The following is a 25219-nucleotide window of genomic DNA, read 5'->3' as shown; positions in this document are numbered from 1 at the left end:
ATATGGAGAGATGTGATAACAAGTGGCATGGACGACGTGTTTGTCGGACGACTCATGTCCGCACCGGTGTCGAGCGTCGACGCGAAGACTGACGCGAACGAAGCGGCGCGCCAGATGATACAGGAGGACATCAGTTCGGTCGCGGTCGTCGACGACGACGGCGATCTCGAGGGGATACTGACGTCGACTGACTTCGTGCAGATCGCGGCCCGTGACGGGGCGACCGCGGACGTCGCCGTCGCGACGCACATGTCGAGTGATCCCGTCACGGTGACGGCCAACGATTCGATCGTCGAGGCGGCGGACCTGATGCTCGAACACGGCGTCCACCACCTTCCAGTCGTCGACGACACGGAGGGCCTCGTCGGCATGGTGACGACCACCGACCTCACGGCGTACGTCTCGGGGATCGAGGTCGGGTCACCGCCCCCGCTCGCCTGACGACTTCGAACCGCTAGCGGGCGGGACGACACTGATAAACCCCGAACTGCACTAAATAATCGTTAGGAATATATATGGCTTAAAGTGGGGTTAAACAACACTAATACCATTAGGAGTACCCTCTTATAGGGGCACGCCTAGTCCCCGGACACATGGTTGAGCGACAGACAGACACAGGGATGTCTGCGGGCGAGGCCGGGCTCGTAGACCCCACCGACGAGCGGTCGAACTGCGGCGTCGGGGTCGTCATGGACCTCGACGGCGACAGCGACCACTGGGTCGTATCGGACGGACTCGAACTCCTCGACAACCTCGAACACCGAGGGACGACGGGAGCCGAGCAGAACACGGGCGACGGCGCGGGGATCATGCTGCAGATTCCCCACGAATTCTTCGACGACGAACTCGACACCGATCTCCCGCCCGCCGGCGAGTACGCCGTCGGGACGCTCTTTCTCCCGAAGGACGACGAGGTCGCCGCCGGGCTGAAAGACCTCGTGGAGACGGAACTCGCAGGCGAGGGCCTCGACGTGCTGGAGTGGCGCGACGTCCCCACGGACAACAGCGACCTCGGTTCGACGGCGCTGGAATCCGAACCGGACATCGTCCAGTTCTTCGTCACCTCTGCCGAGGGCAAGACGGGGCAGGCGTTCGAGAACCAGCTGTACGTCGGCCGTCGCGTCCTCGAGAACACCGTCGAGGAGGAGACGCCGGCGGGCCACGAGCGCTTCTACGTCGTCTCGCTCGCGACCGACGTGGTCGTCTACAAGGGCCTCCTCAAGGCCGAGCAGCTCGAAGACTACTATCCCGACCTGAGTGACGAGCGCATGCAGTCGACGTTCGCGATGGTCCACGCCCGCTTCTCGACGAACACGCTCGGGGCGTGGCACCTCGCGCACCCGTACCGCCGGATCATCCACAACGGCGAGTTCAACACGATCCAGGGCAACATCAACTGGATGCGCGCCCGCGAGACGGACATCGACAGCGACGAGTTCGAGGGCGACTTAGAGAAGATCAAACCGATCATCGACGACCCCGAGCAGTCCGACACCGCGAGCGTCGACAACGCGCTCGAACTCCTGCTTCAGGGCGGTCGCGACCTCCCGCACGCGCTCCGGATGCTCATCCCCGAGGCGTGGCGCGGCGAGATGAACGACGTGACCGGCGACCGACGCGACTTCTACGACTATCACGCCTCGCTCGTCGAGCCGTGGGACGGGCCGGCGCTCGTCGCCGCGACCGACGGCGAGCGGATCGGTGCGGTCCTCGACCGCAACGGCCTGCGCCCGTGTCGCTACGACGTGCTCGAAAACAACACGCTCGTGATGTCCTCGGAGGCCGGCGCGCTCGACCACGACGCCAGCGAGATTCGCGAGCGCGGCCGCCTCCAGCCGGGTCAGTGCTTCCTCGCCGACCCCGAGGAAGGGCGCGTCATCCCCGACGCGGAAGTGTTCGAAGACATCGCCGACGAGAAGTACGGCGAGTGGGTCGCACAGGAGCAGGTCGACATCGACGACGTGGCCGACCGCGAGGACAACATGCCCCGCGAAGGCACGTCGGCGCTTCGGAGCCAGCAGGCGATGTACGGCTACACCTACGACGAGGTCGACCACCTCATCGAGCCGATGGCCGAGAAGGGCAAGGACCCGGTCGGCTCCATGGGCGACGACACGCCGCTGTCGGTGCTCTCGCAGTTCAACCGGCCGCTGTTCACCTACTTCAAGCAGCTGTTCGCGCAGGTGACGAACCCGCCGCTCGACTACATCCGCGAGGAACTGGTCACCTCGCTCGAATCGCGGCTGGGCTTCCAGCGGAACCTGCTCGACGAGTCCCAGGACCACGCGCGCCAGCTCGTCCTCGACTCGCCGATCCTGACCGACGAGGAGACGACGGCGATCAAGGACCTCGACGCGAACGGCATGTCCACGAAGGTCGTCGACATCACCTACGAGAAGGGCGGCGACCTCGAATCGGCCGTCGAGGACGTGCGCGCCGAGGCCGACGCCGCGGCGAAGGAACACGACATCATCGTGCTCTCCGACCGCGCGGCCGGCGGCGACCGGGTCCCCATCCCGTCGCTGCTCGCAGTCGGCGGCGTCCACCACCACCTCGTCCGCAACGGCCTGCGCAACCACGTCGGGCTCGTCGTCGAGTCCGGCGACCCGCGGGCCGTCCACCACTTCGCGACGCTGGTCGGCTACGGCGCGGGCGCGGTCAACCCCTACCTCGCCTACCAGACCATCGAGGACCTCGTGGCCGGGCCCGACGGCGCGGACCTCGGGGAGGCCATCGACGCCTACATCACCGCCGTCGAGGACGGACTGCTGAAGACGATGGCGAAGATGGGCATCTCCACCGTGGAGTCTTACCAGGGCGCTCAGATCTTCGAGGCCGTCGGCCTCTCCTCGGACTTCATCGCCGAGTACTTCGAGGGCACGACCTGCCGCACCGAGGGTATCGGCATCGACGAAATCGAGGAGGACCTCCACCAGCGCCACGACGTGGCCTGGAACGAGGAGGACGAGCCGGAGATGGAGCGCCAGGGCGAGTTCGAGTTCCGCTCGAACGGCATCCACCACCAGTGGAATCCCAACACGGTCGGCAAGATCCAGCAGGCCGTCCGCATGGGCGACTACGAGACCTACAAGGAGTTCGCCGAACTCATCAACGACCAGAACGAGCAGCTCCAGACGCTCCGGGGCCTGCTCGAGTTCGACTCCGATCGCGAGTCCATCCCCATCGAAGACGTCGAGTCGGTCGAAGAGATCGTCGAGCGCTTCGAGACGGCCGCGATGTCGCTCGGGTCGCTGTCGCCCGAGATGCACGAGAACAACGCCATCGCGATGAACCGCCTCGGCGCGAACGCCAACACCGGCGAGGGCGGCGAACCGCCCGAGCGCTTCGGCACGGAAAAGGAGTGTACGACCAAGCAGGTCGCGTCGGGGCGCTTCGGCGTCACCTCGGAGTACCTCTCCTCGGCCGACGAACTCCAGATCAAGATGGCCCAGGGCTCCAAGCCCGGCGAGGGCGGTCACCTGCCCGGCAAGAAGGTCAACGAGATGATCGCGCACGTCCGGTACGCGACGCCGGGCGTCGGCCTCATCTCGCCGCCGCCGCTGCACGACATCTACTCCATCGAGGACTTAAAGCAGCTCATCCACGACCTCAAGGCCTCGAACCCGGAGGCCGACATCAACGTCAAGCTGGTCGCCGAGGACGGTATCGGGACCATCGCGGCCGGCGTCGCCAAGGCCAACGCCGACGTGGTCCACATCTCGGGCCACGACGGCGGGACCGGCGCGTCGCCGAAGACCTCCATCAAGAACGCCGGCCTCCCCTGGGAGCTCGGCGTCTCGGAGGCCAACCAGATGCTCCGGGCCACCGGCCTGCGCTCGCGCATCAAAGTGACGACCGACGGCGGCATGAAGACCGGCCGCGACGTGGCCGTCGCCGCGCTCCTCGGCGCGGAGGGGTACACCTTCGGGACCGCCTCGATGGTCACCTCCGGCTGCGTGATGGCCCGCCAGTGCCACGAGAACACCTGCCCGGTCGGCATCGCCACCCAGAACGAGAACCTCCGCGAGCGCTTCCCGGGCGAGCCACAGCACGTCATCAACTACATGACGTTCGTGGCCCAGGAGCTCCGTGAGATCATGGCCGAACTCGGCTTCGAGACCATCGACGAGATGATCGGCCGCCCGAGCGTCCTGAAACAGCGCGACGACGTGAGCCAGCCCAAGGCCCAGAAGCTCGACCTCTCCTCGGTCATCGCCGAGCCGGCCGACAACGACGGCCGCTACAAGCAGCGCGAGCAGACCCACGAGGTCGACGAACAACTCGACTGGGACCTCATCGACGCCGCCGAGGACGCCATCCACGAGGGCGAGCCGGTCGCCATCGACGCCGACATCGACAACGTCGACCGGGCGGTCGGGGCGACGCTCTCGAACCGCGTCTCCCGCACGCACGGCGGCGACGGCCTCGCCGACGACACCATCCGCGTCGACTTCGACGGCACGGCCGGCCAGTCCTTCGGCGCGTTCCTCGCGGAGGGCGTGACGATGGAACTGACCGGGACGGCCAACGACTACGTCGGCAAGGGGCTGTCGGGCGGGAAGCTGATCCTGAACACGCCCGATAACGCCCCCTTCGACCCGACCGAGAACATCGTCATCGGCAACGTCGCGCTGTACGGCGCGACCCAGGGCGAAGCCTACGTCAACGGGATGGCCGGCGAGCGCTTCGCCGTCCGTAACTCCGGCGTCAAGGGCGTCGTCGAGGGCGTCGGCGACCACGGCTGTGAGTACATGACCGGCGGCGCCATCGTCGTGCTGGGCGAGACCGGCAAGAACTTCGCGGCCGGGATGTCCGGCGGCGTCGCCTACGTCTACGACCCCGACGGCGAGTTCGCGACGAAGTGCAACACCGGCATGGTGTCGCTCGACGACTCGCTGGAGGGCAAGGACCGCCAGATGATCACCCGCCTCGTCGAGAACCACGCCGCCTACACCGACTCCGACCGCGCGGCGGAACTCTTAGACGACTGGGACGCCGAACTGGAGAACTTCACGAAGGTGATGCCCGACGCCTACGCCGAGGTCATCGCCGACCGCGAGCGCGACGACGTGCGCAACGAACCGCCGGCGAAGGCCGCACCGAGCGCCGACGCGGCCGAGGCCGACTTCGTGGCCTCCGTCGACGACTGACGCCCAACCGGCGACCCGTTTTTTCACGCTGCCGCTCCAGCCACCGGTATGGACAGCGTCCTCGTCATCGGGGGTACACGATTCATTGGACGACACACCGTCACCGAGTTCCGCGAGGCCGGCTACGACGTGGCGATGTTGAACCGCGGCCGCCACGACGACCCCTTCGGCGACGGGGTCGAGCGCGTGACCGGCGACCGGCGCGACCGAGACGCCCTCGAAACTGCCCGCGAGCAGATCGACCCCGACGCCGTCGTCGACTGCGTCGCGTACTTCCCCGACGACGTGGCGACGGCGACGGACGTGTTCGCCGACGCGGACGCCTACGTCTACGTCTCCAGCGGCGCGGCCTACGGCGAAGAGCGGGTGCCAAAGCGCGAAGATGAGACCGCGCTGGAGTCGTGCGACGAGGAGCAGGCCACCACGGACAGCGCGGCGACCTACGGCCCCCGCAAGGCCGAGGGCGACCGGGAGGTGTTCGCCGCTGCCGAGGACGGCGTCCGCGCGATGAGCGTCCGTCCCACCGTTGTCTACGGTCCCCACGACTACACCGAGCGCTTCGCCTACTGGGTGGACCGTGTCGCCGTGCAAGACCGGATCGTCGTCCCCAGCGACGGCCTCAGCCTCTGGCAGATGGCCTACGTCGAGGACGTTGCGGCCGCACTCCGCATCGTCGCCGAGGGCGGCGAGGCGGGCGAGGCGTACAACGTCGGCGACGAGCACGCGCCGATGCTCACCCAGTGGGTTGACCTGCTCGCCGAGACCTGCGAGACGGGCGTCGAGCAGATCGGCGCGACGGCGCGCGACCTCGCTCGCGAGGGACTGGAGCCACAGGACTTCCCGATGTATCGCGCCACGCCCCACGTCCTCAGCGTCGAGAAGCTCCGGTCGCTGGGGTGGACCTCGACGCCTCACCGGGTCGGGCTCCAGCGGACCGTCACCGAGCATCGTGAGAACGATCGGACCGGGCGGAAGTACGGCCCGGACCGGGACACCGAGACTGCGGTCATCGAGCGCGTCACGGAATGATCGGCGGCCGGCGACAGCCCCGACTCACGGAGACCGAAGCGTGGTGTGCTTGACCTCGTAGTCTTCGAGGAACGCCCCGTACCCGCCGACGGAGACGCGCCGCTGGCCGGTGTCGACGACGAGCGAGTTCTCGAAGCCGAAGTCGCTGTTGCCCGGTTCGACGAGGTTCTGTCGGACCGAGACCACCTCGCCGGTCAGCATCTCGAACGAGCGGTCCGACCCCGTCGGCCGGGCGTAGAGTTCGGCGACGAACCGCTCGCCGGCCCGCCCCAGGAGCGTCGACGTGAGCACGACGTGGCGGAACATGTCGTAGCTGACCGGTAAGTTCGGCGGGCGCGAGACCAGGACCTCATCACCCATTGGCCAGTAGTTGCCCAGGTAGGAACCGACGAGGACGGACGCGACCGCCTCCTGCGTGAAGGTGATGGCCCGCGACTCGTCGTGGTCCCAGCCGAGCGTCGACGCCGGCGAGACGAGTCCCCGGCGCTGGTCCGTCGCGAGCATCGAGGGCGCGGCGTCGAGCCCGATACGGACGGCGTTCGCGATGCCGTCGAGGGCCGGCGCGGACTCGGGGTCGTAATCCGAGAGCGACAGCAAGACGAGGACGCCCCGGCGGCGCGCGCGCCGGAGGCTGTCGCGGATGTCCGGCACTCGACCGGCGGGAAGCTGGAGAACGACCTCGCTCTCGGCGGCGTCGATGTGGCGCTCCAGGCGCTTGACGATGGTCGGCCGGGACTTGACGACCTCGAAGGTGTCGCCGCCGTCCTCGCCGGCGTTGTACCGGGCCTCGACGGCGGTTTCGAGCGTGTCGAGTTCCCGTTTCAGTTCACCGAAGGCCTCGGAGGGCGGGGCCGCGCGAATGACCGTCGGCGTCCGGTGGTCGTCGACGGTGACGAACCCGTCGGCGGCCAGGCCGTCGCAGATGTCGTAGACGTAGCTCTTGGAGACGCCGGCGGCGCGCGCGACGGTGCTCGCCGTCGCCGGCCCCCGCTCGACCACCGCGAGGTACGTCTCGGCTTCTTTCTCGGAGAGTCCGTACTGCGTGAGGGCGTCGCGAACGGGTTCCGCGGGCTGCTGTGTCGTGTCGGACATGAGTGGTCAGCTGACCGGCGGTCCAGGTCGCCGCCGGCCATGCTACCACAGGTAGTGTCACCCAGAGTTTATAATAGTTCGTCAGAGCGAGCGGCGACCGGCCCTCAGGACGTTCGCCTGACCTCGTCGAGCAGGTCGACGACGTCGTCCATCGTCGGGTCGCGGCGCTCGCTGTTCTCGCTCCCGCCGCCATTGCCGTTGTTGTCGCTATTGCCGTTGTTGGCGTTCTCGCTGTTATCGCGGTCGCTCCGACCCGGTCCGTCGCCCGCGTCGGTCTCGCGACCGGGGACCGGATCGGGGTCGGTGATGCTCGCGGTGTTCTGGACGGTCAGCGTGGCCGTCGGGCCGTCCTGGCCGACGGTGAGTTCGTACTCCGCGGCTTCCACGGCCTTCGGAGCCAGCGCGAGGACGTTCCCGGGGACGACCTCCAGCGCGGTCAGGTCCGCTGTCACGTCGACCGTCGTCGTCTCGCCGGCGTCGAGGGCGACGCGCTCGTACCCGAGCAGTCGCCGCCGGGGCTGGAGGACCGAGCCGTACGACTGCGTGTTGAACACCTCGACGACGTGCTCGCCGGCCCGGTCGCCGGTGTTCGTCACCTCGACGCTGACGGTCACCTCCGACTGGTTCGCCGGGTTCCCGACCGTCGGTTGCGTGACCGAGACGGAACCGTACTCGAAGGTCGTATAGGACAGGCCGTGGCCGAACTCGAACAGCGCGGTGTTGTCCGTCCCGCCCGTCGAGGTGGGTTCGTAGCGATTGTACTGAACCGGCGTCGTTCCGACGTTGTCGGGCCAGCTGAACGCGAGCTTGCCCGACGGGTTGTAGTTGCCGACGAGGGTATCGGCTATCGCGACACCGCCGTCGCTGCCGGGCTGGCCAGCGAACAGGGCGGCGTCGAGCTGGTCGAACGTGTCGGGCGAGCCACGCGGCGACCCGGCGAGGAACACGCCGACGATGGGCGTCTCGTCGTCGGCCGCGTCGGTGACTGTCGCGAGGAGGTCCTGCTGGGACTCGTCCAGTTCGAGTTCGTCGCGGTCGCCGAAGCCCTCGTTGTGCGTCCCCTCCCCGAGAACGACGACGACGGCGTCGGCGTCGGGCGCGGCGGACTCGACCTGTGAGCGCTGCTCGTCGGTGAAGTCGAAGTTGCCGTTCTCGTCGCTCTGCTGGTTCTCACCGTCGCCCTGGCCCGCGTACCAAGTGGTGTTCTCGTAGGTCGTCGGGACGTGCGTGAGGCTGCCGACGCGGGATCGGAGTTCGTCGACGAGCAGGTTCTGTCGCGGGTACGGCCCGCCGGCGCTCGCGCCCTGCCAGCCGAGCGTCCAGCCGCCGTGTTGCATCAGCGCCCGGGTGTTGTTGCCGTCGCCGTCGACGCCGGGGCCGGTCAGCAGGACGCTCTCGTCGCCCGAGAGCGGGAGCGTGTCGTCGGCGTTCTGCAGCAACACCAGCGACTCCTTGGCCATGGTCTCGGAGGTATCCTGAGCGCCGCCGAGGACGTTCCCGATACGGGACTCGTCTACCGTCGGCGACTCGAACAGCCCCAGGTCGGCCTTCAGTTCGAGCACGCGGCGGACGGCCTCGTCGATGCGTTCCATCGGGATTTCGCCGTCCTCGACGAGACTGACGACGGTGTCGATAAACTGCACCGGCCCCGGCGCACTGCCGCCGTTGCCGATCATGTACATGTCGACGCCGGCGTTGATCGCCAGTTTCGTCGCCGTGCGGAAGTCCGGCGCGTAGTCGTGGTTCGTGAGCATCCGGTTCAGGTCGTCCCAGTCGGAGACGACCAGCCCCTCGAAGCCGTACGTCTCCCGAAGGAGCGTCGTCAGCAGCCACTCCGAGGCGTGGGCCGGAACGCCGTTGATCGCGCCGCTGTTGACCATCACCGTCCCGGGTTCGGCTTCCAGGGCCTCGCGGTACGGCGGCAGGATGTTCGTTCGGAGGTCGCGCAACGAGGTCGAGGCCGGCGCGCGGTCGTTGCCGTTGTTCGGGATGGAGTACGCTGCGAAGTGCTTGACGCAGGCCGCCAGTCGATCGTCGTCTTCCAGCCCTCGGGCCCGCGCTCGCGAGAAGTCGCCTTCCAGCTTCGGGTCCTCGCTGATGCCCTCGAAGAACCGCCCCCAGCGGGGGTCGCGCTGGAGGTCGGTCGTCGGCGCGAACGTCCAGTGGGCCCCCATCGACGCCGTCGCGTCGCTGGTGTGGCGCTCGGCCTCCTCGACGAGGTCCACGTCCCGGGTCGCGCCCATGTTCAGTCGCTGTGGGAACACCGTCGCGCCCTCCAGCAAGCCGTTGCCGTGCGTCGCATCGACGCCGTAGAGGAACGGGATGGCGTGTTCGGTGTTGTCGAGGTTGTACTGCTGTAAGGCGTTGATCCCCTGGACGACGCTGTCGGCATCGAAGCTTGGCGGTGCCGCACCCCCCGAGAGAATCGACCCGACACCGAGTTCGCTGAAGTACTCGCCGACGGTGTCGACGCCGAAGCTGTCGGGCACGTTCGACTCCTCTGGCTCCGGCTCGAAGGAACTGATAGCCACCTGTGTCATCTGGCCCGCCTTCTGTTCGAGCGTCAGTTCCGAGAGGAGCGTGTCCACGTCGGCCTGTGCCGCGGCCGTTCCGAGGCCCGCGCCAGTAGCCGCCGTCGCTGTCGCCACGCCGGTCGCTTTCAGAAACGTCCGTCGATACGTCCGCAGGCCGTCGTCGGATACCGTGTGGTCATCAGACATGACAGTCAGACACAAACTCGGTTATTAATAATTATTTGTGGAAAAGAAGTGTGGAATAGTTGTCAACGGATTTGTGTCGAAAGTCGAACGGGGCCGCGGCAATCTGAACCGACCGACTGCCGTGTCGGTCACGGGCCCGGTGGTACCTCCGTACTACGCCCCCGGTGGCCGGGCCGCCGTTCTGACTTCGGAATCGCGGCGTCACCGCACCTAAACTGTTTTCACGCGCGGCGGGGGACTCACTGATATGTTCGAGAAAACCACGTGGATCCGCCTGCCGCGCAACGTCGTGGTGGGCCACGGCGTCCTCGACCAGACCATCGAGGCCGTGAGCGAACTCCACCTCACCGGGCGGCCGCTGGTCGTCTCCAGTCCGACACCCCATCAGGTGGCCGGCAGTCGCGTCGTCGCGCAGTTCGAGGACGCCGGCTACGACCCCGACGAGGTCGTCATCGAGGAGGCCAGCTTCGACGCCGTCCAGCGGGTCATCGAGTACGCCGAGGAGAGCGACGCGGGCTTCCTGCTCGGCGTCGGCGGCGGGAAGGCCATCGACATCACGAAGATGGCGGCCGACGACCTCGGACTCGGCTTCGTCTCGGTGCCGACGGCGGCGAGCCACGACGGCATCGTCTCCGGCCGGGGCTCGGTCCCCGAGGGCGACACGCGTCACAGCGTCGCCGCCGAGCCGCCGCTGGCCGTCGTCGCGGACACCGAGGTGCTCGCCGAGGCCCCCTGGCGGCTGACGACCGCGGGCTGTGCGGACATCATCTCGAACTACACGGCCGTCCGCGACTACGAGCTCGCCCACCGGCTGAAGAACATCCCCTACTCCGAGTACGCCGGGGCGCTCGCGCGGATGACGGCCGAGATGCTGGTCGACAGTGCCGACTCGATCAAGAAGGGCCTCGAGGAGTCCGCCTGGATCGTCGTGAAGGCGCTCGTCTCCTCCGGCGTCGCCATGTCTATCGCCGGGTCCTCACGGCCGGCCAGCGGCGCTGAACACCTCTTTTCGCACCAGCTCGATCGGCTCGTCCCCGACGGCGCGCTCCACGGCCACCAGGTCGGCGTCGGCTCGATCATGACCGAGTACCTCCACAGCGGCCCGAAGGGCAAGTGGCGAGACGTGCGAGACGCACTCTCTGCCATCGGCGCGCCGACGACGGCCGCAGGGCTCGACATCGACGACGAGACGGTGATCGAGGCGCTGACGACAGCCCACCGGATTCGCGACCGCTACACGATCCTCGGGGACGGCGTGAGCGAGGAGGCCGCCATCGAGGCGGCGTCGGTCACCGGCGTGATCTAGACGAACTCGGCGACGGCCGCGCCCGCCGACTCGTCCCACCGGATCGCCGCGTCGGACGCCGCGGTCGCGCCGGTCGTCTCGGTGTCGGTGTCGTCCTCGTCGAGCGCGTCGCTGTCGATTTCCGCGTCGAAGACGACGCTGAGTCGGTAGACCGTCTCCGCGTCGTCGTCTTCGTCGTTTCGGACGCCGCAGATCGTGGCCCGCACGGCGTCGCGAATCGTACACTCGACGCCCGCGGCCTCGCTGACCACCCGTTTCGCGGCGTGGGCCGGCCGCTCGGCGTCCTCGGTCTGTCCCTGCGGAATGGTCCAGGAGCCGTCGTCCTCGCTGAGCAGTACGTCTCCCGACTCGTTGTGCACGAAGGCGTGTACGTCTACCCGCCCCTCGCGCGAGTGCTCGACAGCGTGCCGATACGCCCCCTCCCCCACAGAGAAGGTCGTCTGGTCCACCGCGGTCGAGCCGAACTCCTGTTCGAGGCGAGCGAGGCGCTCCTGCACTCGCGCCCGCGAGCGCTCGGCTACGTCCATGCCACCTCCAAGTGGGCCAACGGGCATAAACCCGCCCGAACGTTCTCATGCGCTGAAACCGTCTGCACCCGGGACGCGAGGTCGACGGCCCGCCTCAGACGTGGGCGTCGAGAAAGTCCACGACCGCGGTGTAGGCCTCGATGCGGTTCTCGCGCTTGCTGATGCCGTGGCCCTCGTCGTCGAAGATCAGCTTCTCGACCGGGACGCCCTGTTCGGCGGCGCGTTCGGCGATCTGCTCGGCCTCGCCGACCGGCACGCGCGGGTCGTTCGCGCCGTGGAGGACGAACAGCGGGGCCGCGATGCGGTCGACGTTGGTGATGGGCGAGATGGATTCGAGGAACTCGCGGTCCTCGGCGAGCGACCCGTACTCGGCCTCGCGCAGTTCGCGCCGCCAGTCGCCCGTGTTCTCCAGGAACGTCACGAAGTTCGCGATGCCGACAACGTCGACGCCCGCGGCCCAGAGGTCTGGGTACTCAGTCATCGCCGCGAGCACCATGAAGCCGCCGTAGGAGCCGCCCATCGCGACGATTCGGTCCGGGTCCACCGACGGGTGGTCGTGGAGCCAGTCGACGCCGGCGCGCACGTCCCGCACCGAGTCCATCCGTTTCTCCACGTCGTCGAGGTGCGTGTAGGCCTTGCCGTAGCCCGTCGATCCGCGGACGTTCGGCTCGAAGACGGCGTAGCCCCGCGAGAGGAAGTACTGGGTCAGTCCCGAAAAGGAGGGGCGACGCTGGCTCTCCGGCCCGCCGTGGATGTCGACGACGACCGGCGTGTCGCCGGTACCGGCCCCCTCAGGCAGCGAGAACAGCGCGGGAATCGAGCGCCCGTCGAACGATTCGAATCGGACCACCTCGGGTTCGACGAACGTCTCGCGCGGGATGCCGGCCGTCGACGCCGCGGTCCAGCGCTCGCTCTCGCCGGTCGCCGTCTCGACCACGAAGACGTTCGTGTTCTCGGTCCGGCCGGTGACGCTGACGGCGAAGCGCTCGGCGTCCGGGCTCCACGAGACGCCGCCGGCGAGGCCGCCCGGCAGGTCCGGCGTCGGGAACTCCTCGAGAGTCGTCGGTCCCGTCAGTTCGCCGACGGTGAGGTCGTTGTAGCCCTCGACGTTGCGCGAGTACACCAGGCGTGCGCTATCGCGGTCCAGCGCGACGCCGTCGATGTTCCACTCGGGGTCCGAGCGGACGATTTCGAGGTCGCCGCCGAGCGAGAGGCGTGCCAGCGAGAGCGTGTCGCTCTCGGCGTCGGTGACGAGGTAGACGCCCTCGCCGTCCGGACCCCACGACGCGCTGGTGTACCGGACGCTCCCGTCGTGGGGCGTGAGGTGGGTCAGTTCCTCGGTCGCCAGGTCGAGGACGTAGAGGTCCTGGTCGAAGCTGGAGTGGGCCTCGCTGACGAGCAGTTTGCCGCCGTCGGGCGACCAGCCGCCGACCGAGAGCCAGCCGTCGCCCTCCCAGACGAGGTCGGCGTCGTCGCCGGTGGCGTCGCGGTCCTGCACGTACACGTCGAAGACGGCCTCGTCCCGGCGGTTCGAGGCGAAGGCGAAGCGCTCCCCGTCGGGCGACCAGCCGCCCCAGCGGTGCTTGGCCTCGGGTCGGGCCGTCAGGTCGTGGATCCGTCCGTCGGCGTCCAGGCGGTACAGTTGCGCGCGCTCGTTGCCGCCCTCGTCCATGCCGAAGACCAGTTCGGGGCGCTCGGGCGAGTAGTCGACGAAGCTCACCGGTTCGTCGTAGAAGGTCCGCTGTTCCGGCCAGCCCCGCGGGTCGTCGAGGGTCCAGATCTGTGCGACGCCGGTCGTATCCATCAGGAAGGCGAGCGTCCCGTCCGGCGCGAGCGAACTGCCGTAGGCGCTGCGGACGGTGAGATAGCGAGAGAGGTCGTACGCGTTCACATCGGAGGCAGGGCGGGAGCGGCCAAAACCCTTTGCGGCAAACGGGTGGATTTTTGAGCGGGCATACCGTCGCCCCTGTATGCGTGTCGCGGTCGTCGCCACGAGGACGAGCCACTACCGGGACACCGAGGGCCGGCGGCGACTGGAACGAGTCGCGGCCGAACTCGCCGACGCCGGCCACGACGTGACCGTGTTCTGCTCCCAGTGGTGGGACGGGTTCGACGATGAGTTCGCGCCCGACGACGTCACCTACCGCGCCGTCACCGTCTCGCCGACCGTCCCCTCCTTCTGTGTGCGCCTGCCGTTCATGCTGGCGCGGTACCGGCCCGACGTGGTCCACGCCCTCCCGACGCCGCCGTCCGTCGTCCTCGCGGCCAGCACGGGGGCGTCGCTCGCCCGAGCGCCGCTCGTCACCGAGTGGTACGGCGACGACGACGTGCCCGAGAGCGTCCCGGCGTCGCTCTCGCTTCGCTCCCCGGACCGCATCGTCACGCCGTCGGAACTCGTCCGCACGCGCGTCCGCGAGCGGGGCGCGTCGGCCGACCAGACGACCGTACTCCCCCAGAGCATCGACATGGACCTCGTTCGCGAGGTCGACCCCGACGACGAGATCGACGTGGCCTACGCCCACCGCCTCGACGGCAGCGCCAACGTCGAGTCGCTGTTGCTCGGCCTCGCCGAACTCCGCCAGCGCGACTGGTCGGCGACCATCGTCGGCGACGGGCCGGAGCGAGAGTACTACGAACAGGAGGCCGCCGACCTCCGCATCGACGACCGCGTGACCTTCGTCGGGGCCTGCGACCTCGAACGCCGCGTCTCCATCTACAAGGGCGCGCACGTCTTCGTCCAGACGGCGTTCCGCGAGTGCTTCGCGACGGACCTCCTCTGGGCGATGGCCTGTGGCTGTATCGGCATCGTCGAGTACCAGGCCGAATCCAGCGCCCACGAACTGGTCGAACACCGCGATCGGGCCTACCGCGTGACGAACCCCCAGGAGATCGCCGACAAAATCGCCGAGTCGGCGGCCTACGACCGCTGGGCCGTCGACGAGTCGGTCGCCGAGTTCGATCACGACGCGGTTCGCGGGCGCTACGAGGCCCTCTACGAGGGCCTGATCGACGAACACGGGCTGTTCTAAAATCGGAGGGGCCGAGCGTGTGCGAAACCGCTCGTCAGTACGGGATGATCCGGAATCCCTCGGGGAGCACCAGCCCGAACACGAGGAACAGCGCGGCGGCGAGCCCCGCCGTGATGAGTGCGTAGGGGGCCTGACTCCTGACGTGGACCATGTGGTCGCTCCCGCTCGTCGAGGACGCGAGGACCGTCGTGTCGCTGATGGGCGAGGTGTGGTCGCCGAAGATGCCGCCGCTGAACACCGCGCCGAGGACGAGCGGGAGGTTCGCGCCCGTCGAGAACGCGAGCGGGATGGCGATGGGGAACATGATGCCGTAGGTCGACCACGAGGAGCCATCGGAGAAGCTGACCGCCGAGGTGACGAGGAAGACGCCGACCGGGACGACGAAGGCGGGCACGCCGCCGAAGACGTTCGTCACGAACGACGAGATGCCCAGTATCGACACCGCGTTCTGGATGGAACTGGCGAACATGAGGATGACGGCGGCCAGCAGGATGCCCTTGAAGCCGACCATCATCGCGTCGGTGGCGTCGTCGTTCGAGGGGATGTCGCCCTTCCAGCGGTACAGCAGGAAGGCGACGGCCAGCGCCGAGAACGAGGCGAGACCGAGCTGGACGCCGCCGATGTTGAACGCCCACGCGCCGCTCGGCGGCACGACGAGCTGCCAGCCGCCGAGTTGGACCAGCGTGGTTCCCATCCCCTGTTTGCCCTCGACGTAGATGACGGGGCTGGCCCGCCAGAACATCGCGCTCAGGCCGACGACGATCATCGTCAGGATGGGCCAGGCGAAGTTCCGCCAGTCCGGCGTCGCCGTCTCGGAGACCTCGTACTCGTCCATCTCCTCGGAGATCATCGGGTCGGCGTCGTCGCCGACGACTTTCCCCTCCTCGCGAGCGCGGGTCTCCTCGACGCCCATCTCGTAGATGTTGGGGACGACCTGCCAGGCGACGAGCGCGGCCAGCGCGAGCGCGATCCACGAGTAGAAGCCGGTGAACAGCGTGTTGAAGAACAGCGGCCAGACCGCGCCGGTCGCCGCGGTCACCTGGTCGCCGCCGGCGTTCACGAAGTTCGACATCCCCGACGGGAGCGTGCCCTGTTTCTGTGCCTCGACGAGGCCGCCGCCGATGAAGCCGACCATCGCCGCGCCCCACGTCGAGTAGAAGGCGAGGCGGGCGGCCGGCGACCCGGCGGAGTCGACGTAGTAGGCGAGTTTGGCCCGCGAGACGTCGAACCGATCGGTCAGCGGGCGCATCATCGAGCCGACCACGAGGCAGTTGAAGTAGTCGTCGATGTGGATGGCGATGCCGGCGAGGAACGCGGCCTTCTCGGCGTCTTCGGCCGAGTCCGCGCGCTCCGCGAGCACTTCGAGGACGCCCTGTATCGCGCCGGCGCGGATCATCAGCCCGATCATGCCGCCGATGGCGAAGATGGCCAGCAGGACGTTCTTGACGTACCACTCCCCGAACAGCGGCGCGGTGGCGATGATCTCCGGGACGACCTTCAGCCCGAATAGCGCACCCAGCGCGACGCCGCCGACGCCGACGGTCCACGGCTCCGCGTCGTCCGCCTGCGGCTGGACGGTCGCCACTTCACCGCCGGCGGTAATCAGATCCGACGGGACCCCCACGGCCTGCGGGTGCAGTGCGCCGACGAGGACGCCGGTGACGACGATGCCGACGAACAGCCCGATGAGGGCGTCGCGCGTGTACCAGGCCAGCCCGATGGCCACGAGCGCCGGGACGACGGACCACGGACCGGCGACGATTCCCTCGACCATGCCGGCAGGTCCGTGGGGCGACACATTAATGTACGTATTCGGCCCGTCTCCACGGCCACCGCGTGTGATTCCCATCCACGCCCGCACGGCCCCCGCCCGGGCCACAGACGAAACCCGTTTCCCCCTCGGTCGCCTCCCACCGGTAGTGACAGCCGAGGAGCCAGCCGACCGGACCGACGACGAGGACGACGCTCCGGTTCTCGAACTCGACGCCGTCTACGACGCCATCGACGCCGTCGGCCGGCCGCATCTGACCGCGACGGAACTCTCACGGAAGACCGATCTGACGCCGGACGAGGCCCGCGAGGCACTTGCCGCGCTGGCCGACGAAGGCGACATCGAGCGCCAGGACGTCTCCGAGGTGGAGTCGGTGTGGTATCCGGCGGACGTCGCGGAAGTGACCGACCGCGAGCGCGTCGTCCTGTTCCCGGACCGCCGCGAGGTGGTCGTCGAACACCCCGAGCAGTTCACGCGGGCCCAGCTCTCGCAGTTCGCGCGCTTACAGGACACGAATCGCTCTGGCGGCTACGTCTACGAGCTCCGCGAGGAGGACGTGTGGGCCGCGCCCCACGAATCACTGGAGGACCTGCTCGCGACGATGCGGGACGTGTTGGGCGAGCGCTCGCCCCACCTCGAAGAGTGGGTCACGAGCCAGTGGGAGCGCGCCCGGAAGTTCCGCCTGAAGACCCACGAGGACGGCTACGTCGTCCTCGAAGCCGAGAGCGACGACCTCATGGGCAACGTCGCCCGCCAGAAGCTCGACGACCACCACCTCCGCGCGCCCATCTCCGACTCGGAGGCGTGGGTCAACGAGGACGCCACTGCCGAGATCAAGCGCACGCTGTACGAGGCGGGCTACCCAGTCCGGGACGACCGCGACCTCGAAACGGGCGACGCGCTGGAACTCGACCTCCTGCTCCAGTTGCGAGACTACCAGCGCGACTGGGTGGAGCGGTTCACCGAGCAGGGATCGGGCGTGTTCGTCGGCCCGCCCGGATCTGGCAAGACCGTCGCCGCGATGGGCGCGATGGCCGCCGTCGGCGGCGAGACGCTGATCCTCGTCCCCTCGCGCGAACTCGCGACCCAGTGGCGCGACGAACTGGTCCGACACACCTCGCTCACCGACGACGACATCGGCGAGTACCACGGCGGCGAGAAGTCCATCCGGCCGGTCACCATCGCCACCTACCGCACCGCCGGCATGGACCGCCACCGGAAGCTGTTCGACCAGCGAAAGTGGGGGCTCATCGTCTACGACGAGGTCCACCACGTCCCGAGTCCGATCCACCGGCGGAGCGCGGACCTCCAGACCAAACACCGGCTCGGCCTGACCGCGACGCCGACCCGCGAGAGCGACGACGAGGAGGAGATATTCACGCTCGTCGGCCCGCCCATCGGGACCGACTGGGGGAAACTGTTCGACGCGGGCTACGTCGCTGAACCGGAGGTCGAAATTCGCCTCGTGCCGTGGGGCGACGAGACCGAAGGGTCAGAATACAGTGCCACGTCGGGCCACGACCGGCGGCAGGCCGCCGCCAGTAACTCGGGGAAGATCGACGAGATCAGGTACGCACTGGCGGAGAATCCGGCGGCGAAGGCGCTGGTCTTCGTCGAGTACCTCGATCAGGGCGAGGCCATCAGCGAGGCCATCGACGCGCCCTTCATCAGCGGCGAGATGCCCCACGCCCGCCGGGGGAAACTGTTCGACGAGTTCCGCCAGGGCGAACGCGACACGCTGGTCGTCTCCCGCGTCGGCGACGAGGGAATCGACCTCCCCGACGCTGAACTGGCCATCGTCGCCTCCGGACTCGGCGGGTCGCGTCGACAGGGCGCACAGCGGGCCGGACGGACGATGCGACCGGCCGGCGACGCGCGCATGGTCATCCTGGCGACGCGCGGCACGACAGAGGAGGACTTCGTCCGCCGGCAGATGCGACACCTCGCCTCGAAGGGGATCCGCGTGACCGAGAGCGAGGCCGAGGCGGTCGACCCACCCGAAACCGAGGAGTAAGGCGCGGAGCTATCCGTCGGTGTCGAGCCGACGGGCGGTCTCGGCCACGTCCTGGATCTTCGCGGTCTGTTCCTCGTTCGTCGCCGCGAGGTCGCCGATCTGCCCGGAGATATCGTCGATGCCGGCCGACAGTTCGTCGACCATACTGGCGACTTCCTCCGTCGAAGCCGCCTGATCGTCGGTCGCGGCCGACACCTCCCGGATACCCTGGGCCGTCTCGTCGATCGCCTCGACGATCTCGTCGAGGCGCTCCGTGGCCGTCTCGACCTCGTCGATGCCGTCGGAGACCTGTTCGGTGACGGTCTCTAGGCTCTCGACCGCGTCGACGGTCTCGTCCTGGATCTCCGTGACCGTGTCCTCGATGCGGTTCGCGTGGTCCTGGGAATCGCCGGCGAGCGTCTTGATCTCGTCGGCGACGACGGCGAACCCGTCGCCGGCCTCGCCGGCGCGGGCGGCCTCGATGGAGGCGTTCAGCGCGAGCATGTTCGTCTGGTCGGCGATGCCGTTGATGACCTCGACGATCTCGTCGATCTCGTCGGCCCGGCGCTTGAGCCCCGCGATGTCGTCGGAGACCTCGTCGACGGCGTCGTCGACCTCGTCCATCACGTCCGCGGCCCGCTCGGCGGCCTCGCTGCCGCGTTCGGCCGTTTGTTCGGCCGACGTGCTGGTGCTCGCGACTTCCTCGGCGGTGGAGGCGATCTCCTCGATGGTCGCGCTCATGTCCGCGACCTCGCCGGTCACCTCGTCCATCGACTCGGCCTGGCTGTCGGCGGTCGCGCTGAGTTGCTGGTTCGTCTCCGCGATGCGCTCGGCGGACTCGCTCAATTCGTCGATGGGGTCTTTGAGCCCTGCCTCGACCTCCCGCATCAGTTGCTCTTGCTCTTCGGTTACGGCTTCCAGGCGCTGATTGTACGAGTCGATGTAGGTGTCCATCGCCACCTGCTGGTCGAGATTCAGCAGTTTGAAGACGGAGAGCGCGCGGTCGCACAGTTCCTCCAGCGCCTCGTCGCGGTCGGCGTCCGTCGAACGCAGATCCGAGGCGATGATCGACAGGAAGTGCTCGAAGTACGTCGTGTAGGCCCCGAGGTAGATCTTGGGGCCGAGTTCGAGCATGTCGTGGATCTTCCCGATGCGGGCGCGGTTCTCGAAGTACTGCCGCCCGTAGTCTCCGGCGACGAGGTCCCGGAGGTACTGCTCCTGGGTCCGTTTGAGTTGCTCGACGGACTTCGAAGAGCGCCCGAAGATCTCGACCGTCTCGTCGAACGACTGGAGGTTGTCGTAGAAATCCTCGACCACGGCCTCCGCGCTGGCGTCGACCTCGTCTTCCATCGCGACGAGCGTGTCAACGTCGGCGTCGTCGAAGCCCGTGAAATCTTTCCGCCACTGCATCTCCGCATCGTCGAGGCCGATACTCTCCGTGAGTGTCGCTCCGTCGACGCTTTTTCGCTCCGCGGCCGTGACCCGATTTCGCGGGACGGCAGTCGTATCGTCAGTGGCCATACTCTTCGTCAGCAAATAGCGGATTAATATGTTCGCTCCCGCCTTTCAAATGTGATAATAGTAACACTTTCGACTGCGAGCGCTATTTCTGTTCGTCTGGGATGTAAATCGAAGTCAGCCTGTCGACACTCGGTACGTATCGAGTCAGTCTTCGAAACGTTCTGGATTCCGGGCCGCCTCGGCGACTCGCACCGCGGCGGCGTTCTCGGCCACGTCGTGGACGCGGACGATGTCGGCTCCCCGCTGGGCGGCCAGCGTCGTCCCGGCGACGGTCGCCTCGAGGCAGTCGCCCGCCTCCTCGCCGACGAGCGAGAACAGCGACTTGTGGGAGTGGCCGACCAGGAGCGGACAGCCGAGCGCGCGGAACTCCGGCAGTCGGCCGAGCAGTTCGAAGTCCTCGGCCGGCGACTTCCCGAAGCCGAGGCCGGGGTCGACGATGATCTGGTCGCGTTCCAGGCCGGCCTTCTCCGCGAGCAGGACCCGCTCGGTCAACTGGTCGATGCAGTCCTCGACCACGTCGTCGTACTGCACGTCGCTGTCGGGGTCGACGGGCGTCTCGATGGAGTGCATCACGACGACGGGCACGTCGTACTCCGCGGCGACGAGGCGCATCTCGGGGTCTTCCAGCCCGGACACGTCGTTGAGGATGTCCGCGCCGGCGTCGAGCGCCGCCCGCGCGACGGCGGCCTTCCGCGTGTCCACGGAGATGGCCACGTCGAGGTCCGCGAGCGCTTCGATGACGGGGACGACGCGGTCGATCTCCTCCGCGGCCGAGATCGGTTCCGCGCCGGGGCGCGTCGACTCGCCCCCGATGTCGAGGATGTCGGCCCCGTCTTCGACCATTTGCTCGGCGCGTGCGACGGCGTCCTCGACGGCGTTGTACTCGCCGCCGTCGTGGAACGAGTCCGGCGTGATGTTGCAGATGCCCATGACGGCCGTCCCGTCGTCCCAGGGGTGGTCGCGCTCGTGCTCGTCGTCCTGCTGGATGGACAGCGCCGCCCGCAGTTCGTCGGCGAACGTCGAGAGCCCGTAGGGCTGGCCGTCCAGTTTCTCCGCGAGGCGCTTGTACTGGGCCATCGTCGCCATCAGCACCACGTCCAGTGACTCCTCGTCCTGGTCGTTCAGGCCCGAGACTGCGCACTCGCCGCCCAGCGACAGCAGTTCCTCCTTCAGGTACTGGGCCTGCCGGGGCTGGACGCGGGTCCGCAGGACGCGGTGGACGCCCTTCCCGCGCATCCGCCACGCGCCGGCGTCGGTGACGTGGGCGGCCTCAATCGTCTCGCGGGCCTCGTCGACGGAGTCGACGCGCTTCGGGACCAGCGAGCGCGACCAGCGCGTGCGGGCCTCCCGAACCGCGTACAGCGACCCGGTCACGATGACGGCGTCACCCTCGTCGGCGGCGTCGAGCGCGATGCCGAGCGCGCCGGCCACGTCGTGGCGCGTCTCGATGTCGGCGTCCGTCGCTTCCTCCAGCGCCGTCGCCAGCACGTGGTGTGACTCCGCCCGGTCCACGTTGGGCTGGCAGGCGACGACGTGGTCGGGGTCCGGCAGCGCCCCGGCGATGCCCCTGTGGTCCTTGTCGACCATCGCGCCGAGGACCACGTGGAGGTCGTCGTAGTCGAAGGAGTCGAGCGTCTCAGCCGTCCGCTCGACGCTTCCGGGGTTGTGCGCGCCGTCGAGGACGACCAGCGGCGACTCGCCCATGACCTCGAATCGACCGGGCCAGTGGGCGTTCCGCAGGCCGCGTTCGAGCGCCGCCGGCGACACGTCGGCGACCTGCCGGCACAGCGCGGCCGCGATACCGGCGTTCTGGGCCTGGTGCTCGCCGAGCAGCGGGAGGTGCGTATCGACGGCCCAGTCCGGACCGTCGATGGCGACCGCGCCCTCTAACCCGTCTCGGCCGCCGTAGGTGGCGGTCACGTCGGCGTCGTCGCTCTCGCCGACGGTCACCACGTCGCCGGCGACCTCGCGGACGGCCGCGAGCGCGTCGCCGGTCGTCCCCGTCACTAGCGGTTCGCCGTCCGGCGCGACGTGGGCCTTGTCGCGAGCGATTTCCGCGACGGTGTCGCCGAGGATGTGGGTGTGTTCGAGCGTGACCGACGTGACGGCGCTGGCGACCGGGTCGACGACGCTCGTGGCGTCGTGTCGGCCGCCGATGCCGACCTCCAGGACGGCCACGTCCACGTCCTGTCGGTCGAACTCCCAGAGCGCGAGCGCGGTCAGCGTCTCGAAGAAGGTCGGCGAGTCGCCGGCCGCGCCGCGCTCGGTGACGTATTCGCGCGCCGCCTCGACGAACTCGACGACCGCGGCCTCGGGCACCTTCCGCCCATTCACGCGAATGCGCTCGCGTACGTCGTCCAGGTGCGGCGACGTGTACAGTCCAACGTCGAGGCCGGCCTCTCGCAGCGTCCGCTCGACCATCCGCGCGGTCGACCCCTTCCCGTTGGACCCCGCGACCTGCACGCAGCGCAGGTCCTCGTGTGGGTCGCCGAGCGACGATAGCAACTCCCGCGTGGCGTCGGTGCCGGGTCGCGAGGCGAACCGGCGCAGCTCGAAGAGGAAGTTCGCGGCCTCGTGGAACTTCATGCTCGCAGTATCGGAGCCGCTCGCTTTAGCCTGTCGAACTACTGCCCTGCGTCCGCCTCGCGCTCCCGCCTGGCCCACCGCCCCAGCGCGCTCGTCGCGATGAGAAACGCGGCTCCGAGGAGCGGAGCGGGGTCGATGGACGCCCCCGGAAGGTCGTCGCGCTCGTCCGCCGCCGACTCGTCCGCATCGTCTTCGGCAGACTCGTCCGTGTCTGCTTCGGGCCGCTCACCAGCCCTCGAACCGGCTGGCGGCGACGCCGTCGAGCCGGCGGAAGTCCGATCCTCGCGGACGCTCCAGTCCACGTCCTCTCGGTCCTCGCGACGACCGCGAACGGCGGTGTCGTCGCCCTCCTGTCTCGCGGCCTGCTCGCCGAGCGCCGTCTGCTGTGGCTCGGGCGTCGATTCGCTCGCGGCTTCGACGGCCTCGTCGTCCTCCGACCCCGTCGACGACGGCGTGTCGACCGACGGCGGCGGCGAGTCCATCGTCTCGGATGGCGACCACTCGTCCCACTCCTCGGTCTCACCGGCCACGGCCCCTTTCGCGTTCCGGCGTCGGTACCACCAGAGTCCGACGAGGCCCGCGCCCAGCGCGACCAGCGTGACGCCGGTCCCGAGCAGTCCCCACTGCCGCCAGAGCGAGCCCAGTTTGGCCGTCGCGCCGCCCTCGCCCGTGTCACCTGGGTCAGCGCCGGGGACCGGCGTCATACCCGCTTCGTCGCCTCCGTCGTCGTCACCGACGGAATCCTCGTCCGCGTCGCCGGCCACCGCGACGCCCGGAACGACGCCCAGCGCCCGGGCGACGGCGTCGCGCTCGACGTCGAGTTCGATGTAATCGTCCATAGCTGTCCCGTCGTCGCGACGGTACGTAAAACCGGGCAGTGGTCCCTACTCGCGGGCCGGTTCGCGCTCGGGTTCGGTCTCCGACTGCGGCGCGTTCCGTGAGGCGGCGGACGCCGAGCGCCCGGAGTCGACCCGGACATCGTCGAGCGGCCCCGTCTCGGCGTCCGCGTCGTCGAGGAGGGCCTGCAGCTCTCGCTCGTAGGTCGCTTCGGTGATTTCGCCCTCGACGTACCGCTGCGTCAGTGCCTCGTGGCGGTCCTCGAAGCTCGGGGCGACCCGTTCCGAGAGGCCAAGGGCGGCCAGCGGTGGAATCAGTGACTCGGCTCGCGCGAGGAAGGCGGCGGCGCGCCGACTCTTCGGCAGCGACGCCCGCCGGGCCAGTTCGCGGACCAGCGCCACCGAGAACACCACGTCGAGGCCAGCCAGTAGCAGCGTCCCCAGGAAGAACGCCGCGAACGTCTGGACGACCGCGCCGCCGCCCAACAGCGCGCCGAGCGTCGCGACGACGCCGACGATGGCCGCGCCGACGGCGCCGAGCGTCGTCAGGACGACGGCGGCGAACAGCAACAGGAGACGGTTGTCGGCGAGCCAGCTCACACCCCCACTAGCGCCGAGCGTGTCAAATGCGTTTGGCTTGTATCCGAATCGGCCCAGAGCTAGTGGTCGTCGTTCACCGGAACGTACGACCGTCCGGAGTCGGAGAAGGGGCCGAGGACCCACTCCCGTACCGTCAGCTGGAGGCTCGTGCCGCCCTCGCGGATCGCCGCCAGTCGGCTCTCGGTCGTCTGGAAGTAGTTGACGACGGTGACGAGAACGACGCCGCCGATGGAGTTCCCGAGCAGCACGGGGAGGACGAACTGCGTGGTCCCGACCATCAGACCGAGTTCGCCGTTGTAGACCAGAAACAGCATCTCGGTCGCCGAGACGACGACGTGATAGAGGTTTCCGAACGGGATTGCGAGGAAGGAGATGTAGACGAGCAGCAGTCGCGAGACGCTGTCGCGCAGCGAGTAGTCAACCCAGACGACGCCGGCGACGATGAGCCCGGCGAACACCGCCTTGGCGAACAGCGTCCACCACGGCGTCTCGATGGCCTTCTGGGCGAAGCCCTCCGCCGCCGTCGCCGCTTCGGGCGAGAGAACGCCGGTCGAGGCGAGCGCGAGCGCGCCGAGCGCCCCGCCGACGAGGTTCCCGAAGAGGACGAGCCCCCAGATGCGACACAGCGAGGGGAGCGAGGCGATCCGTTCGAGCGTGAGCGCGACCGGCGGCAGCGTGTTCTCGGTGTAGAGCTGGTAGTCCCCGAGGATGATGAAGACGAAGCCGAGCGGGTACAGCAGCGCGCTCAGCACCGGGTCGCCGTCGGTCGAGGCGTACAGCGAGGCGTACAGCAGGAAGGTGATGGTGATGGCGAACCCCGCCGCGAGGGCGCTCGCGAGCAGTTCGCGCTTGCTCGACGTTATCTCGTGGTCCGCGGCGACGATGATGCGCTGGAAGATCTCGTCGGCGGAGAAGCGGTCTCGGATGGTCTCTCCGCCAGCCGGCGCTCCGCTCTGGGAGCGGTCCACCGCGTCTCTGACCGCAGTCTCGCGGTCGGTGTCCTCGGACATGCTCGCGGGTTCGAAAGCCCCGCAGAAGCGTCTTTCGAGACGGGAAACT

The 25219-nt window shown here is 68.5% G+C and carries 16 protein-coding genes; 6 read left to right on the top strand and 10 right to left on the bottom strand.

Annotated elements, in window-relative coordinates; genetic code table 11:
• Positions 1–27 precede the first annotated feature (27 nt).
• The 3 genes from ACOZ4I_RS03800 to ACOZ4I_RS03790 all read left to right on the top strand — a co-directional run bounded on the left by ACOZ4I_RS03800 (position 28) and on the right by ACOZ4I_RS03790 (position 6179).
• Positions 28–441, top strand: a complete 414-nt coding sequence (locus ACOZ4I_RS03800) for a CBS domain-containing protein (protein WP_424003191.1) — start codon at positions 28–30, stop codon at positions 439–441.
• A gap of 152 nt (positions 442–593) precedes the next feature.
• Complete coding sequence (gene gltB / locus ACOZ4I_RS03795) at positions 594–5150, top strand: glutamate synthase large subunit (RefSeq protein ID WP_424003189.1); 4557 nt, start codon at positions 594–596, stop codon at positions 5148–5150.
• Positions 5151–5198: 48 nt separating this feature from the next.
• Positions 5199–6179, top strand: a complete 981-nt coding sequence (locus ACOZ4I_RS03790; RefSeq protein WP_424003187.1) for an NAD-dependent epimerase/dehydratase family protein — start codon at positions 5199–5201, stop codon at positions 6177–6179.
• A gap of 24 nt (positions 6180–6203) precedes the next feature.
• Here ACOZ4I_RS03790 and ACOZ4I_RS03785 read toward each other — a convergent pair whose 3' ends face one another.
• Positions 6204–7271 carry a TrmB family transcriptional regulator sugar-binding domain-containing protein gene (locus tag ACOZ4I_RS03785; RefSeq protein ID WP_424003185.1) on the bottom strand — a complete coding sequence of 356 codons (1068 nt, stop codon included), beginning with the start codon at positions 7269–7271 and terminating at the stop codon, positions 6204–6206.
• Between the two features lie 104 nt (positions 7272–7375).
• Positions 7376–9991: a glycoside hydrolase family 3 N-terminal domain-containing protein gene (locus ACOZ4I_RS03780; RefSeq protein WP_424003183.1), complete on the bottom strand. Its 2616-nt coding sequence runs from the start codon at positions 9989–9991 to the stop codon at positions 7376–7378.
• A 247-nt stretch (positions 9992–10238) separates the two neighbouring features.
• Between ACOZ4I_RS03780 and ACOZ4I_RS03775 the strand changes: the two genes are divergently transcribed.
• Complete coding sequence (locus tag ACOZ4I_RS03775) at positions 10239–11297, top strand: NAD(P)-dependent glycerol-1-phosphate dehydrogenase (protein ID WP_424003181.1); 1059 nt, start codon at positions 10239–10241, stop codon at positions 11295–11297.
• On the opposite strand, the gene ACOZ4I_RS03770 is transcribed toward ACOZ4I_RS03775, so the two are convergent.
• Together ACOZ4I_RS03770 and ACOZ4I_RS03765 are read right to left on the bottom strand one after the other, a co-directional pair.
• Positions 11294–11824 carry an NUDIX hydrolase gene (locus ACOZ4I_RS03770; protein WP_424003179.1) on the bottom strand — a complete coding sequence of 177 codons (531 nt, stop codon included), beginning with the start codon at positions 11822–11824 and terminating at the stop codon, positions 11294–11296. The two genes, ACOZ4I_RS03775 and ACOZ4I_RS03770, sit on opposite strands and share 4 nt — an antisense overlap.
• A gap of 94 nt (positions 11825–11918) precedes the next feature.
• Positions 11919–13715, bottom strand: a complete 1797-nt coding sequence (locus ACOZ4I_RS03765; RefSeq protein ID WP_424003177.1) for a S9 family peptidase — start codon at positions 13713–13715, stop codon at positions 11919–11921.
• A 79-nt stretch (positions 13716–13794) separates the two neighbouring features.
• On the opposite strand from ACOZ4I_RS03765, the gene ACOZ4I_RS03760 reads away from it, so the two are divergent.
• Complete coding sequence (locus tag ACOZ4I_RS03760) at positions 13795–14853, top strand: glycosyltransferase family 4 protein (protein ID WP_424003175.1); 1059 nt, start codon at positions 13795–13797, stop codon at positions 14851–14853.
• Positions 14854–14887: 34 nt separating this feature from the next.
• Here ACOZ4I_RS03760 and ACOZ4I_RS03755 read toward each other — a convergent pair whose 3' ends face one another.
• On the bottom strand, positions 14888–16627 hold the full coding sequence (locus tag ACOZ4I_RS03755; protein ID WP_424003173.1) for a Na+/H+ antiporter NhaC family protein: 1740 nt from the start codon (positions 16625–16627) through the stop codon (positions 14888–14890).
• A 145-nt stretch (positions 16628–16772) separates the two neighbouring features.
• Between ACOZ4I_RS03755 and ACOZ4I_RS03750 the strand changes: the two genes are divergently transcribed.
• Positions 16773–18638, top strand: a complete 1866-nt coding sequence (locus ACOZ4I_RS03750) for a DEAD/DEAH box helicase (protein WP_424003171.1) — start codon at positions 16773–16775, stop codon at positions 18636–18638.
• A 9-nt stretch (positions 18639–18647) separates the two neighbouring features.
• Here the strand turns inward: ACOZ4I_RS03750 and ACOZ4I_RS03745 are convergent, their stop codons facing one another.
• The 5 genes from ACOZ4I_RS03745 to ACOZ4I_RS03725 all read right to left on the bottom strand — a co-directional run bounded on the left by ACOZ4I_RS03745 (position 18648) and on the right by ACOZ4I_RS03725 (position 25170).
• On the bottom strand, positions 18648–20138 hold the full coding sequence (locus tag ACOZ4I_RS03745) for a globin-coupled sensor protein (RefSeq protein WP_424003169.1): 1491 nt from the start codon (positions 20136–20138) through the stop codon (positions 18648–18650).
• Positions 20139–20282: 144 nt separating this feature from the next.
• On the bottom strand, positions 20283–22724 hold the full coding sequence (gene folP / locus ACOZ4I_RS03740) for a dihydropteroate synthase (protein ID WP_424003167.1): 2442 nt from the start codon (positions 22722–22724) through the stop codon (positions 20283–20285).
• Between the two features lie 38 nt (positions 22725–22762).
• The gene (locus ACOZ4I_RS03735; protein ID WP_424003165.1) at positions 22763–23563 is read right to left on the bottom strand and encodes a hypothetical protein; all 801 of its coding nucleotides are present in this window, start codon (positions 23561–23563) and stop codon (positions 22763–22765) included.
• Positions 23564–23608: 45 nt separating this feature from the next.
• Positions 23609–24160 carry a hypothetical protein gene (locus tag ACOZ4I_RS03730; protein WP_424003163.1) on the bottom strand — a complete coding sequence of 184 codons (552 nt, stop codon included), beginning with the start codon at positions 24158–24160 and terminating at the stop codon, positions 23609–23611.
• A 59-nt stretch (positions 24161–24219) separates the two neighbouring features.
• A complete protein-coding gene (locus tag ACOZ4I_RS03725) occupies positions 24220–25170 on the bottom strand; it encodes a formate/nitrite transporter family protein (RefSeq protein WP_424003161.1) in 951 nt (316 codons plus the stop codon).
• Positions 25171–25219: the final 49 nt, after the last annotated feature.

Source organism: Haloarcula salina, assembly GCF_049603855.1.
Classification (GTDB): Archaea; Halobacteriota; Halobacteria; order Halobacteriales; family Haloarculaceae; genus Haloarcula; species Haloarcula salina_A.
This window is presented reverse-complemented; position numbering and strand designations above follow the sequence as displayed.

Excerpts from the sequence above, each read along its gene's own strand:
- ACOZ4I_RS03775 (WP_424003181.1), top strand. The coding sequence starts at position 10,239 with ATGTTCGAGAAAACCACGTGGATCCGCCTGCCGCGCAACGTCGTGGTG.
- ACOZ4I_RS03770 (WP_424003179.1), bottom strand. The coding sequence starts at position 11,824 with ATGGACGTAGCCGAGCGCTCGCGGGCGCGAGTGCAGGAGCGCCTCGCT.
- ACOZ4I_RS03725 (WP_424003161.1), bottom strand. The coding sequence starts at position 25,170 with ATGTCCGAGGACACCGACCGCGAGACTGCGGTCAGAGACGCGGTGGAC.
- ACOZ4I_RS03745 (WP_424003169.1), bottom strand. The coding sequence starts at position 20,138 with ATGGCCACTGACGATACGACTGCCGTCCCGCGAAATCGGGTCACGGCC.
- ACOZ4I_RS03735 (WP_424003165.1), bottom strand. The coding sequence starts at position 23,563 with ATGGACGATTACATCGAACTCGACGTCGAGCGCGACGCCGTCGCCCGG.
- gltB (WP_424003189.1), top strand. The coding sequence starts at position 594 with ATGGTTGAGCGACAGACAGACACAGGGATGTCTGCGGGCGAGGCCGGG.
- ACOZ4I_RS03800 (WP_424003191.1), top strand. The coding sequence starts at position 28 with ATGGACGACGTGTTTGTCGGACGACTCATGTCCGCACCGGTGTCGAGC.
- ACOZ4I_RS03785 (WP_424003185.1), bottom strand. The coding sequence starts at position 7,271 with ATGTCCGACACGACACAGCAGCCCGCGGAACCCGTTCGCGACGCCCTC.
- ACOZ4I_RS03760 (WP_424003175.1), top strand. The coding sequence starts at position 13,795 with ATGCGTGTCGCGGTCGTCGCCACGAGGACGAGCCACTACCGGGACACC.
- ACOZ4I_RS03780 (WP_424003183.1), bottom strand. The coding sequence starts at position 9,991 with ATGTCTGATGACCACACGGTATCCGACGACGGCCTGCGGACGTATCGA.
- ACOZ4I_RS03755 (WP_424003173.1), bottom strand. The coding sequence starts at position 16,627 with ATGGTCGAGGGAATCGTCGCCGGTCCGTGGTCCGTCGTCCCGGCGCTC.
- ACOZ4I_RS03790 (WP_424003187.1), top strand. The coding sequence starts at position 5,199 with ATGGACAGCGTCCTCGTCATCGGGGGTACACGATTCATTGGACGACAC.
- folP (WP_424003167.1), bottom strand. The coding sequence starts at position 22,724 with ATGAAGTTCCACGAGGCCGCGAACTTCCTCTTCGAGCTGCGCCGGTTC.